Raw genomic sequence first — 12,365 nt, 5'->3', positions numbered from 1 at the left:
GGCAGGGGCTGCGTGGGCCTCACATCACCGCGCCGACTTGCCACGGCACGAACTCGTTCTGCCCGTAGCCGTGCTGCTCGCTCTTGGAGTGCGCGCCCGAGGCGGTGGCCAGCACCAGCTCGAAGATGCGCTGGCCCATCTCCTGGATCGAGGCCGTGCCGTCGACGATCTCGCCGCAGTTGATGTCCATGTCTTCTTCCTGTCGCTGCCACAGCGCCGAGTTGGTCGCCAGCTTGAGCGAGGGCGAGGGCGCACAGCCATACGCCGAGCCGCGACCGGTCGTGAAGCAGATCAGGTTCGCGCCGCCGGCCACCTGGCCCGTGGCGCTCACGGGATCGTAGCCCGGCGTGTCCATGTAGACGAAGCCGTGCGCGGTGACGGGCTCGGCGTATTCGTACACCGCCTCGAGGTTGCTGGTGCCGCCCTTGGCGACTGCGCCCAGCGACTTCTCGAGGATGGTCGTGAGTCCGCCCGCCTTGTTGCCGGGCGAGGGGTTGTTGTTCATCTCGCCCCCGTTGATCTCGGTGTAGTGCTCCCACCACTTGATGCGGTCCACGAGCTTCTGGCCCACCTCGCGCTTCACCGCGCGGCGCGTGAGCAGGTGCTCGGCGCCGTACACCTCGGGCGTCTCGCTGAGGATGGCCGTGCCGCCGTGCGCCACCAGCAGGTCGACCGCCGCGCCCAGTGCCGGGTTCGCGCTGATGCCCGAGTAGCCGTCGGAGCCGCCGCACTGCAGCCCGATGGTGATGTGCGCCGCGCTGCACGGTTCGCGCTTCACGGCGTTGGCGCGCGGCAGCATTTCATTGATGAGCGCCACACCTTTTTCGACCGTCTTGCGCGTGCCGCCCGTGTCCTGGATGTTGAAGGTGCGGAAGTTCTCGCCCTCGGCCAGGTGGCCGGTCGCGAGCCAGGCGTTGATCTGGTTGGCTTCGCAGCCCAGTCCCACCACCAGCACGCCCGCGAAGTTCGGGTGCGTGGCATAGCCCGTGAGCGTGCGCTCCAGGATCTGCATGCCCATGCCCTGCGTGTCCATGCCGCAGCCGGTGCCGTGCGTCAGCGCGACCACGCCGTCGACGTTCGGAAACGCCGCGAGCGCCTGTGGATTGGTCTTGCGCGAGAAGTGGTCGGCAATGGCGCGCGCAGCGGTGGCCGAGCAGTTCACGCTGGTCAGCACGCCGATGTAGTTGCGCGTGGCCACGCGGCCATCGGCGCGCTTGATGCCCATGAAGGTGGCCTCGCGTTTCGCGGGCGCGGGCTTCACGTCGGCGCCGAAGGCGTAGTCGCGTTCGAAGTCGCCCTTGTCGGGGCCCATGTCCAGGTTCTGCGTGTGCACGTGCTCGCCGGCCGCAATGGGCTTGCTCGCGAAGCCGATGATCTGGTTGTACCGGCGCACCGGTTCGCCCTGCGCGATGGCGCGCATGGCGACCTTGTGGCCCGGCGGGATCAGGCCGCGCACGGCCACGTTCTCGACGAGCGTGCCGCCCAGCAGTTGCGAGCGCGCGATGACGACGTCGTCGGCGGGATGGAGTCGGATGTAGGGGGTCATCGTGGGTATCGTTCTCGGAGCCGGCGCGGGTGCGCCGGCGGTGGTCGTTACTGCATGATCTTCGGCAGCCACAGCACGGTGGCGGGCCAGTAGGTGATGATGCCCAGGCTCAGCAGCAGCGGCACCAGCCAGGGCAGGATCGCCATCGTCGTGCGCTCGATGCTGAGGTTGGCGATGCGCGCCAGCACGAACAGCACCATGCCCATCGGCGGATGCAGCACGCCGATCATGAGGTTGAGCACCATCACCACGCCGAAGTGCACCGGGTCGATGCCCAGCTGGTTCGAGATCGGCAGCAGGATCGGCACCAGGATCGTGATGGCCGCCGTGGTCTCCAGGAAGCAGCCCACGAACAGCATCAGCAGGTTCGCCAGCAGCAGGAACACCCAGGCTTCCTTGGTGAAGTTGAGCACCCAGCTCGCGATGTCGGCCGTGACACCGGTGGCCGTCAGCATCCAGCCGAAGATCGAGGCGGCCGCCACGATGAAGAGCACCGTCGAGGTCGATTCCACCGTCTCCAGGCAGACCTTGACGAACATCTTCCACTGCAGCGTGCGGTACCAGAAGAAGCCCAGCACCATCGCCCACACGCAGGCGGCAATGGCGCCTTCGGTGGCGGTGAACAGGCCCGTCGCCATGCCGCCGATGAGCAGCACCGGCGTCATGATCGGCAGCACCGCCTCGAACTTGAAGACCTTGTCGGCCGCGAAGAGGATCACCAGCGCAATGGCCACCGCCGGTTGGGCCGGCGCGCCGAACTTGTCGACCGCGAACCACAGCAGCGTGGGCCACAGGCACACCACCAGCAGTTCGACCAGCGCCTTCATGAGGCGCGGCCACTGGAACTTCACGTCCGCGCCCCAGCCGTTCTTGTGCGCGTAGTAGGCCACCGTGAGCATCATGAGCAGCGTCATGATCAGCCCCGGCATCAGCCCCGCGATGAACAGCGCACCCACCGACACGTTGGCCATCATCCCGTAGATCACGAAAGGCAGGCTCGGCGGAATGATCGGCCCCAGCGTGGCCGAGGCCGCGGTCACGCCGACCGCGAACTCGGTCGAGTAGCCGTGCTCCTTCATGGCCTTGATCTCGATCGTGCCCAGGCCCGCCGCGTCCGCGATGGCGGTGCCGCTCATGCCCGAGAAGATCACCGAGCCGAGGATGTTCACGTGCCCCAGGCCGCCCTTGAGCCAGCCCACCAGCGCGAGCGCGAAGTTGTAGATGCGGTTGGTGATGCCGGCGTTGTTCATCAGGTTGCCGGCGAGGATGAAGAAGGGAACGGCCAGCAGCGGAAAGCTGTCGACGCCGCTCACCATGCGGTGAATGACGACGAAGCCTGGCAGGTTGCCGCTCCAGAGGATGTAGACCAGCGAGGCACCGGCCATGGCCACGGCGACCGGGATGCCGGCGCTCATGAAGAGCAGGAAGGCGATCTTCAGCATGTTGTTGTCGTGATGGAGTGGGGTTGCGACCTCAGCGGTCGTCGATCGTGGATTCGGGCCGCTCCAGCACGCAGTAGCCGCGGCGCCAGTGCACCACGCTCACCTGCACCGAGCGCACGCACATGGCGACGAAGCCCAGCAGGCACACGCCGTAGACGATGTTCATCGGCAGGTCGACGATGGTCATGCTCGCGTTGTTGCCGATCTTGAGCATCATCTGCACCGTCATGACCACCGCCGCCGCGAAGAACGCCGTGCGCAGCACGTCGACCAGCAGGCCCAGCGCGCGGCCCATGGCCGGCGGCATGTGGCGGTAGAAGAAGTCGACCTGGATGTGGTTGTTGCGCGCCACGCCGATCGACGCGCCCACGAACACCGTGCCCACCAGCAGGTAGCGCGCGATCTCCTCGGTCCAGGAGGCCGAGTCGTTCAGCACGTAGCGCGTCACGAACTGGTAGAGCACCGTGAGGCCCAGCACCCAGAAGATGCCCAGGGCGGCCCAGGCCTCCACGGTGGTGCCGGACAGGTCGACGGCCTCGTCCTTGGCGTGGAACTCGCCGTCGTCGCCCAGCAGCTTGTCGTCGCTCATCGTGTGGCCTTACTTGATCGCGATGATGCGGTCGTAGTCCTGCTGGCGGTAGCCGTGGTCGGTGGGCTTGGTGTTCTTGAGCACGGCCTCGCGGAACGCGCCCTTGTCGACCGTGATCACGTTGTTGCCCTTCTTCTTGAACTCCTCCACCAGCCGGGTCTCGGAGGCGATGATCTCGCGGCCGGTTTTCTCGGCGGCTTCCTGCATCACGTCGTTGAACATCTTCTTCTCGTCGGCGCTGAGCTTGGCCCACAGCTGGCCCGAGACCACGGTGAGCAGCGAGTCGACGATGTGGCCGGTCAGCGAGATGTTCTTCTGCACCTCGTAGAACTTCTTGGCCTCGATGGTGGGCAGCGGGTTTTCCTGCGCATCCACGGTGCCGCTTTGCAGCGCGAGGTAGACCTCGGCGAAGGCGATCGGCGTGGCATTGGCGCCCAGCGACTTGGGGAAGGCCAGGTAGGCGGGCGCGTCGGGCACGCGGATCTTCAGGCCCTTCATGTCCTCGGGCTTGCTCACCGGCTTGGCCGCGCTCGAGGTGACGTGGCGCGCGCCGTAGTAGTTGAGCGCCGTGATGTGGTTGCCGGTCTTGTCGTCGTAGCCCTTGGCGAGCTCCTTGAACACGTCGCTCCTGGCGTACTTCAGCTGGTGCTCCGCGTCGCGGAAGATGAACGGAAAGTAGGTGATGGCCAGCGGCTTGTAGCTGTTGCCCGCGAAGCTCGCGCCGGTCAGCACGATGTCGACCGTGCCCAGCGTCAGGCCCTGGTTGATGTCGGCTTCCTTGCCCAGGCTGGAGGCCGGGAACACCTGGATGTCGTACTTGCCGTTGCTGCGCTTCTTGATCTCCTCGGCCGCCCACACCGAGTACTTGTGGAAGGGCTCCGAGGTCTCGTAGACGTGCGCCCACTTGAGCTTGGTCTGCGCCGAGGCGATGCCCGTCGCGCCCAGCGCGCCGGCCGCGAGGGCGCAGGCGGCCAGGGCCTTGAGGGCGGTGCGTTTGCTGTTCTTGCTGCTGCTGATCATGGGGTGTGTCTCCGTTGTAGTGAACTGGCAGGAAGGCTGGCGAGGAATCAGGCGGGCTTGGCGCGGCGCCAGCTCGCGCTGAAACGGTGGTGCGAGTTGTCCATGTGCGTGTGCATCGCGCTGCGCGCGGCCTCGGCGTCGCGCGCGGCAATGGCGTCGCGGATCGCCTCGTGCTCGGTGATGGCGGCGCGCCACGAGGTCACGGTCTCGAAGTAGCCGCCCAGCCGCGTGAAGATCGGCCCGCGGCGCGAATCCCAGAAGCCCTGCACCGTCTCGACCAGCACCACGTTGCCGCTGGCGCCGACGATGGCGAGGTGAAAGGCGCGGTCGCCGTCCAGCGGCATGACGTTGCGGTCGGCCATCTCGCGCATGGTGGCGATGGCGCGCGTCATCGCGTCCACGTCCTTGCGCTTGCCCGACAGGGCGGCGATGGCGGCGGTCTCGCCCTCGATCACGCGGCGCGCGCGGATCAGCTCCAGCGGCCCCCACTCGGTGGGCGCCACCGGCGCGCTGGCGCGGTGCGAGCGGTCGAGCACGTACACGCCCGAGCCGGTGCGCACCTCGACCCAGCCCTCGACCTCCAGCGCGATGAGCGCCTCGCGCACCGACGGCCGGCTCACGCCGAGCTGCTTGGCCAGGTCGCGCTCGGCGGGCAGGCGTGCGCCCACGTCGAATTCGCCCTTGGCGATCAGCCCCCGGAGCTGGTCGGCAATCTGGCGATAGAGGCGTTGGGGTTCGACGGTCTGGAGCGGCACGGGAGCAGGGTGTGGGTGCGGGCGAGGCGGTGGATCGGCTTAAGGGTTGTCCTGAATTGGACAAGTGGTAAGGCCAATTCAGAATACGGCGATTCACAGATGTCACCCATCGGGCCTAACCCGAACCCACCCCGCATCCGCAGAACACCCCAGGAGACACCGACCATGAGATTGAAGGGAAAGACCGTGCTCGTCACCGCCGCCGGCCAGGGCATCGGCCGCGCCAGTGTGCTGGCGCTCGCGGCCGAGGGCGCCCATGTGTGGGCCACCGACGTCAACGAGCAGCTGCTGTCGGCCTACGCCGGCGTGGCGAACGTCACGGCCCTGAAGCTCGACGTGCTCGACAAGGCCGCCATCGGCGCGGTCGTGGCGCAGCTGCCCACGCTCGACGTGCTGTTCAACTGCGCGGGCGTGGTGCACAACGGCACCATCGAGCAGGCCAGCGACGACGACCTCGACTTTGCCTTCCGCCTCAACGTGCGCGCGCAGATGTGGACCATCCAGGCCGTGCTGCCCGGCATGCTCGCGGCCGGGCGCGGCAGCATCATCAACATGGCCAGCGTGTGCTCCAGCATGAAGGGCTTGCCCAACCGTTTTGTCTACGGCACCACCAAGGCGGCCGTGCTCGGCCTCACCAAGAGCGTGGCGGCCGACTACGTGGCCCGCGGCATCCGCTGCAATGCCGTGTGCCCGGGCACGGTCGACACGCCCTCGCTGGGCGATCGCATCAACGCCAACGCCGACCCCGAGGCCGCGCGCAAGGCCTTCGTGGCGCGCCAGCCCATGGGCCGGCTCGCGCAGGCCGAGGAGATCGCGCCGGTGGTGGTGTTCCTGGCGAGCGACGAATCCATCTTCGCCACCGGCCAGTACTTCACGGTCGACGGCGGCATCACGATATGAACCGGCTCGATTTCGAAGGCCGCCACGCCGTGGTCACCGGCGGCGCCACGGGGCTGGGCTTCGGCATCGCGCAGCGGCTCGTCGCCTCGGGCGGCAGCGTCACGCTGTGGGACCGCGACGAGGCCGCCGCCGGGCGCGCGGCCGAAGCGTTGGGCGCCAAGGCCTTCGCACTGAAGGTCGACGTGACGCAGCAGCCGTCGGTCGCGAAGGCCGTGGCCGCCACGCTCGCGCACGCACCGCGCATCGATGCGCTGGTCAACAGCGCCGGCATCACCGGGCCCAACGTCAAGCTGTGGGACTACCCGGTCGACGACTGGCGCCAGGTGATGGAGGTCAACGTCAACGGCGTGTTCCTGTGCTGCCGCGAGGTGGTGGCGCAGATGCGCAGGCAGGGCGCCAAGGGCGAGGGCCGCATCGTCAACATCGCCTCGGTGGCGGGCAAGGACGGCAACCCCAACGCCAGCGCGTACAGTGCGAGCAAGGCCGCCGTCATCGGGCTCACCAAGTCGCTCGGCAAGGAGCTGGCCGACACCGGCATCCGCGTGAACTGCGTGACGCCCGCGGCGGTGAAGACCGCCATCTTCGACCAGATGACCCCCGACCACATCGCCTTCATGCTCTCGAAGATTCCCATGGGCCGCTTTGGCACGGTGGAAGAGGTGGCCGCGATGGTCGGCTGGCTTTGCACCGACGATTGTTCGTTTTCCACCGGCGCCGTGTTTGACCTGTCGGGCGGCCGCTCCACCTACTGATTCCCCATTCAATGCACTGAAAGGAACGCATGAAACTCGTCCGCTACGGCAACCCCGGCAAAGAAAAGCCCGGTCTCATCGACAACGAAGGCAAGCTGCGCGACCTGAGCGCCGTCGTCAAGGACATCGGTCCCGACCAGCTCGGCGATGCCGCCCTTGCCAAGCTGCGCAAGACCAAGGTCGACAAGCTGCCGCTGGTCAAGGGCAAGCCGCGCTTCGGCAGCCCGGTGGCCAACGTCGGCAAGTTCATCGCCATCGGCCTGAACTACGCCGACCACGCGGCCGAGTCGGGCCTGCCGGTGCCCAAGGAACCCATCGTCTTCATGAAGGCCACCAGCTGCATCCAGGGCCCGAACGACCCGGTGATGCTGCCCAAGGGCTCGGTCAAGTCCGACTGGGAAGTCGAACTCGGCGTGGTCATCGGCACGAAGGCGCGCTATGTGTCGCAGAAGAGCGCACTGGACTACGTGGCCGGCTACTGCACCATCAACGACGTGAGCGAACGTGAATACCAGATCGAGCGCGGCGGCACCTGGGACAAGGGCAAGGGCTGCGACACCTTCGGCCCCATCGGCCCCTGGCTCGTCACGCGCGACGAGATCGAGAACCCGCAAAAGCTCGCGATGTGGCTCGACCTCAACGGCCAGCGCGTGCAGACCGGCAGCACCAAGACCATGATCTTCAGCGTGGCCAAGCTCGTGAGCTACGTGAGCCAGTTCATGACGCTGATGCCCGGCGACGTGATCACCACCGGCACGCCGCCCGGCGTCGGCATGGGCATGAAGCCGCCGCTGTTCCTGAAGAAGGGCGACGTGATGACGCTGGGCATCGAAGGCCTGGGCGAGCAGCGCCAGGACGTGGTGCCCTTCAAGCTCTGAGTACGCGCACCAGTTCGTCGTACACCAGCCGCACGCGCGCCGGCACCGGCGCGCGCTGCGGGCGGTAGACGTGGATCGGCCAGGGCTCGGGCGCCTCGGCCGCCAGCACCTCCACCAGCGCGCCCGACTGCAGCCACGGCTGCGCCAGCGGCCCGATGAGCTGGCCGAAGCCGATGCCCGCCAGCACCGCGGCGCATTCGGCGTCGATGTTGTCCGTCACGAACGCGGGCGACGACACGGTGAACACCCGTTTCTTGCTGAAAGCCCACGGCCAGGGCCGGCCCGAGCTGTGATCGATCAGCGCCGTCACCGGCAGCCCGGACAGCGCATCGACGGTGCGCGGCGCACCGACCCGCTCGATGAGTGCGGGTGAGCCCACCACGCACAGCGACATCTTTCCCACACCCCGGGCCACGAAGCGCGCGTCGCGCATCGGGCCGACACGCACGCCGAGGTCGATCTGCTGGTCAACCACGTCGGCATGCTGCTCCGACAGCCGCAGGTCGAGCACCAGCCCGGGATGCTGCGCCAGCAGCGGCGCCAGCGCCTGCGGAATCAGCCGGGCGTACACATGCGGCGCCGTGACCCGCACCGTGCCCGTGTGCTGCGACAGCGCGCGCCGGTCGATGCGGTGAAAGAGGTCGTCCACGCCGCCCACGGCCACGCGGGCGCGCTCGGCGAGCTGGCGTCCGAAGTCGGTGAGCTGCACGCCGCGCGTGCTGCGGTGAAAGAGCGGCTCGCCCAGTTCTTCCTCGAGTTCGCGCACGGCGCGCGTCACCACCTGCGGCGACACCGACAGGCGCACGGCCGCCTCGCGGAAGTTGGCGGCATCGGCGGCGGTGAAGAACACGCGCAGGGCTTCGAGGCGGTTGGACATGGGGTGTTCCTTTTTTGGGAATTCTGAAGTCGCCAGAGTTTCATTTACTGGAACGCGTGGATTTTCCACACTGCATGCACCTCTTCAACACACCCCCCAAGGAAATTCCATGACCTCCATTCAAGACAACATCCAGGGCAAGGTTGCCATCGTCACCGGTGCCAGCAGCGGCCTGGGCGAATCGACGGCGCGCCACCTGGCCGCGCGCGGCGCCAAGGTGGTGCTCGCGGCCCGCCGCACCGACCGGCTCGACAAGCTCGTCGCCGAGATCCGCGAGGCCGGCGGCGACGCCATCGCCGTCGCCACCGACGTGGCGAAGCGCGCCGACCTGGAAAAGCTCGCGGCCGCCACCGTCGAGGCCTTCGGCCGCATCGACGTGCTGGTCAACAACGCGGGCGTGATGCCGCTGTCGCCCCTCGACAAGCTCAAGGTCGACGAGTGGGACCGCACCATCGACGTCAACATCAAGGGCGTGCTCTACGGCATCGCCGCCGTGCTGCCGCGCATGCAGGCGCAGGGCAGCGGCCACATCGTGAACGTCGCGTCGATCGCCGGGCTGAAGGTGTTCACGCCCATCGGCACGGTCTACAGCGCCACCAAGCACGCGGTGCGGGCCATCTCCGAAGGCCTGCGCGTGGAGGTGGGCAACAGCGGCGTGCGCGTGACCATCGTGTCGCCCGGCGCGGTGGACTCGGAGCTGAAGTTCGGCAGCAGCGACGCCGAGAGCGCCGCCGGCGTGAAGGCCTTCTACGACGCCAACCAGATTCCGGCCGACTCGGTGGCGCGCGCCATCGTCTACGCGGTCGAGCAGCCGGCGAACGTGGACATCAACGAGGTCGTGCTGCGGCCTGTGTCGCAGGAGTTCTGATCCCGCCGGGGCAAGGGTGCGGCCCCCTGGCGGCCGCCCCTTGCTTTGGCTAACCTTTATTAACCTACCGCCGCCCAAGGTCATTTGCGGTCAAAAGTGCAAAGCCCCTGCAAAATAGAACGACCGTTCGTTTTATTCGGAGCTTTCACGATGTCTGCCACCGCCGTTCCCGCCAAGCCGGCCCGCGCCGCCCCCAAGGGCCAGCAGACCAAGGCCATCATCGTCGACGCCGCGCTGGCGCTGGCCGCGCAGATCGGGCTCGAGGGCCTGTCGATCGGCGCCGTGGCCGAAATCACCAAGATGAGCAAGTCGGGCGTGTTCGCCCACTTCGGCTCGCGCGAGGAACTGCAGATTTCGGTGGTGCGCGAATACCACGCCCGCTTCGAGCAGGAGGTGTTCTTCCCCGCCCTGCAGGCCCCGCGCGGCCTGCCGCGCCTGCGCGCCATGTTCGCCAACTGGATGAAGCGCACCTCGACCGAGATCGACTCGGGCTGCATCTACATCAGCGGCGCCTCCGAATTCGACGACCGCCCGGGCCCGGTGCGCGACGCGCTGGTCGAGTCGGTCAGCATCTGGCAGGCTGCCGTGCTGCGCGCCATCGTGCAGTCCAAGACCGAAGGCCACCTGCGCGCCGACGCCGACGAGCGCCAGGTCGGGTTCGAGATCCACGGCCTGATCCTCGCGCTGCACTACGAAGCCCGCTTCCTGCAGGTGCCCGGCTCCATCGGCCGCGCCAACGTCGGCTTCGACAACATCCTCGCGCGCGCCGCCACGCCGGACGCGCCGCCTGCTTCCAACGCCGCCGAGTCCGCGCCCGCCGCGCGCGGCACGCGCCGGCTCAAGACCGTGCGCTGAGCGCCACGGTTGCCCGTTTCGTTTTTCCGTTTTCGTTTTTTCCAATCTATCTAGCTTCGACCAGGAGAGTCCCGGATGCCTACCTACAACCCCCCCGTGCGTGACATGCAGTTCGTGCTGCACGAAGTGCTCAACGTCGCCGAGGAACTCAAGGCACTGCCGGCCCACGCCGAGACCGACGCCGACACCATCAACGCCGTGATCGAAGAGGCCGGCAAGTTCGCCGCCGAAGTCACCTTCCCGCTGAACATCAGCGGCGACGAAGAAGGCTGCGTGCTCGACAAGGCCACGCACGAAGTGAAGACGCCCACGGGCTTCAAGGACGCCTACGCCAAGTACGTCGAAGGCGGCTGGCCCGCGCTGTCGTGCGACCCGGCCTTCGGCGGCCAGGGCCTGCCGTTCGTGGTGAACCAGTGCCTGTTCGAAATGCTCAACAGCGCCAACCAGGCCTGGACCATGTACCCGGGCCTGTCGCACGGCGCCTACGAGGCACTGGCCGCGCACGGCACCGACGACCAGAAGAAGACCTACCTGCCCAAGCTCACGAGCGGCGAGTGGACCGGCACCATGTGCCTGACCGAACCCCATTGCGGCACCGACCTGGGCCTGCTGCGCACCAAGGCCGAGCCGCAGGCGGACGGCACCTACCGCATCACCGGCAGCAAGATCTTCATCTCGGCCGGCGAGCACGACATGACGAGCAACATCATTCACCTGGTGTTGGCCCGCCTGCCGGACGCGCCCAAGGGCAGCAAGGGCATCAGCCTGTTCGTGGTGCCCAAGTTCCACGTCAAGGCCGACGGCTCGCTCGGCGAGCGCAACCCGATCTTCTGCGCCGGCCTGGAGCACAAGATGGGCATCCACGGCAACGCCACCGCGCAGATCGTGATCGAAGGCGCCACCGGCACGCTGGTGGGCGAGCCCAACAAGGGCCTGGCCGCCATGTTCGTGATGATGAACGCCGCCCGCCTGGGCGTGGGCAACCAGTCGCTCGGCCTGACCGAAGTGGCCTACCAGAACGCGCTGGCCTACGCCAAGGACCGCATCCAGATGCGTTCGCTGTCGGGCGTGAAGGCCAAGGACAAGGAAGCCGACCCCATCATCGTGCACCCCGACGTGCGCAAGATGCTGCTCACGGCCAAGGCGTATGCCGAAGGCGGCCGTGCGCTGCAGATCTTCTGCACGCTGCTGCTCGACAAGGAACACAACCACCCCGACGAGAAGGTGCGCAAGGACAGCGGCGAGCTGGTCGCGCTGCTCACGCCCATCGTCAAGGCCTTCATCACCGACAACGGCCACATCGCGACGAACTCGTGCATGCAGGTCTTCGGCGGCCACGGCTTCATCAAGGAATGGGGCATGGAGCAGTTCGTGCGCGACAACCGCATCAACATGATCTATGAAGGCACCAACACCATCCAGTCGCTGGACCTGCTGGGCCGCAAGATCCTGGGCAACAACGGCGCCTCGCTGAAGAAGTTCGGCAAGCTCGTCGCCAAGCTGGTGGAAGAAGAAGGCGTGAACGAGAAGATGGCCGAGTTCATCAACCCGATCGCGATGCTGGGCGACCAGCTCACCAAGTTCACCACCGAGATCGGCTTCAAGGGCTTCCAGAACCCCGACGAAGTGGGCGCCGCCGCCGTCGACTACCTGCGCGTGGCCGGCCACTTCGTGTTCGGCTACCTGTTCGCCCGCATGGCGCAAGTGGCCCTGCGCGAAATCGCCGCCGGCAACAACGATCCGTTCTACGTCGCCAAGCTGCAGACCGCACGCTTCTACTTCGCCAAGCTGTTCCCCGAGACCGTGATGCTGATGCGCACCGCGCGCGCCGGCAGCAAGGTGCTGATGGACACCGACGCAGCACTCGCTTAAGCGACACACAG

The 12,365-nt window shown here is 67.3% G+C and carries 12 protein-coding genes; 6 read left to right on the top strand and 6 right to left on the bottom strand.

The genetic code is table 11. The annotated features are described in order from the left end of the window. Positions 1–19: 19 nt before the first annotated feature. The 5 genes from AC07XP_RS13095 to AC07XP_RS13075 are packed head-to-tail and all read right to left on the bottom strand — an operon-like array spanning position 20 to position 5,352. Positions 20–1,546 carry a UxaA family hydrolase gene (locus AC07XP_RS13095; protein WP_495264916.1) on the bottom strand — a complete coding sequence of 509 codons (1,527 nt, stop codon included), beginning with the start codon at positions 1,544–1,546 and terminating at the stop codon, positions 20–22. Positions 1,547–1,593: 47 nt separating this feature from the next. After that, positions 1,594–2,988, bottom strand: coding sequence for a TRAP transporter large permease (locus tag AC07XP_RS13090; protein ID WP_095743531.1), 1,395 nt, complete (start codon positions 2,986–2,988; stop codon positions 1,594–1,596). Between the two features lie 31 nt (positions 2,989–3,019). Next, positions 3,020–3,577 carry a TRAP transporter small permease gene (locus AC07XP_RS13085; protein ID WP_070060225.1) on the bottom strand — a complete coding sequence of 186 codons (558 nt, stop codon included), beginning with the start codon at positions 3,575–3,577 and terminating at the stop codon, positions 3,020–3,022. A gap of 9 nt (positions 3,578–3,586) precedes the next feature. After that, the gene (locus tag AC07XP_RS13080; protein ID WP_307582850.1) at positions 3,587–4,597 is read right to left on the bottom strand and encodes a sialic acid TRAP transporter substrate-binding protein SiaP; all 1,011 of its coding nucleotides are present in this window, start codon (positions 4,595–4,597) and stop codon (positions 3,587–3,589) included. Positions 4,598–4,644: 47 nt separating this feature from the next. Beyond that, positions 4,645–5,352 carry a FadR/GntR family transcriptional regulator gene (locus AC07XP_RS13075; RefSeq protein WP_159273772.1) on the bottom strand — a complete coding sequence of 236 codons (708 nt, stop codon included), beginning with the start codon at positions 5,350–5,352 and terminating at the stop codon, positions 4,645–4,647. 165 nt (positions 5,353–5,517) lie between these two features. On the opposite strand from AC07XP_RS13075, the gene AC07XP_RS13070 reads away from it, so the two are divergent. Genes AC07XP_RS13070 through AC07XP_RS13060 form a run of 3 tightly spaced genes read left to right on the top strand, consistent with a single transcriptional unit; the run spans position 5,518 to position 7,882 of the window. Continuing rightward, on the top strand, positions 5,518–6,252 hold the full coding sequence (locus AC07XP_RS13070) for an SDR family oxidoreductase (protein WP_492698187.1): 735 nt from the start codon (positions 5,518–5,520) through the stop codon (positions 6,250–6,252). Next, on the top strand, positions 6,249–7,004 hold the full coding sequence (locus AC07XP_RS13065; protein WP_159278640.1) for an SDR family NAD(P)-dependent oxidoreductase: 756 nt from the start codon (positions 6,249–6,251) through the stop codon (positions 7,002–7,004). Before AC07XP_RS13070 ends, AC07XP_RS13065 begins: the two co-directional genes overlap by 4 nt. Before the next feature lie 29 nt (positions 7,005–7,033). Beyond that, positions 7,034–7,882 carry a fumarylacetoacetate hydrolase family protein gene (locus AC07XP_RS13060; RefSeq protein ID WP_159278639.1) on the top strand — a complete coding sequence of 283 codons (849 nt, stop codon included), beginning with the start codon at positions 7,034–7,036 and terminating at the stop codon, positions 7,880–7,882. On the opposite strand, the gene AC07XP_RS13055 is transcribed toward AC07XP_RS13060, so the two are convergent. Then, complete coding sequence (locus AC07XP_RS13055; protein WP_495264915.1) at positions 7,872–8,759, bottom strand: LysR family transcriptional regulator; 888 nt, start codon at positions 8,757–8,759, stop codon at positions 7,872–7,874. The two genes, AC07XP_RS13060 and AC07XP_RS13055, sit on opposite strands and share 11 nt — an antisense overlap. A gap of 109 nt (positions 8,760–8,868) precedes the next feature. Between AC07XP_RS13055 and AC07XP_RS13050 the strand changes: the two genes are divergently transcribed. The 3 genes from AC07XP_RS13050 to AC07XP_RS13040 all read left to right on the top strand — a co-directional run bounded on the left by AC07XP_RS13050 (position 8,869) and on the right by AC07XP_RS13040 (position 12,354). Then, positions 8,869–9,627: an SDR family oxidoreductase gene (locus AC07XP_RS13050; protein ID WP_139701460.1), complete on the top strand. Its 759-nt coding sequence runs from the start codon at positions 8,869–8,871 to the stop codon at positions 9,625–9,627. A 150-nt stretch (positions 9,628–9,777) separates the two neighbouring features. Beyond that, positions 9,778–10,482, top strand: coding sequence for a TetR/AcrR family transcriptional regulator (locus AC07XP_RS13045; RefSeq protein WP_070060219.1), 705 nt, complete (start codon positions 9,778–9,780; stop codon positions 10,480–10,482). A gap of 75 nt (positions 10,483–10,557) precedes the next feature. Then, a complete protein-coding gene (locus AC07XP_RS13040) occupies positions 10,558–12,354 on the top strand; it encodes an acyl-CoA dehydrogenase C-terminal domain-containing protein (protein ID WP_070060218.1) in 1,797 nt (598 codons plus the stop codon). The last annotated feature ends 11 nt before the right edge of the window (positions 12,355–12,365 follow it).

The sequence above is a fragment of the Variovorax sp. GW531-E2 genome, assembly GCF_059423125.1.
The sequence above is the reverse complement of the archived record's forward strand: the minus strand, read 5'-3'. Positions and strand labels throughout refer to the sequence as shown.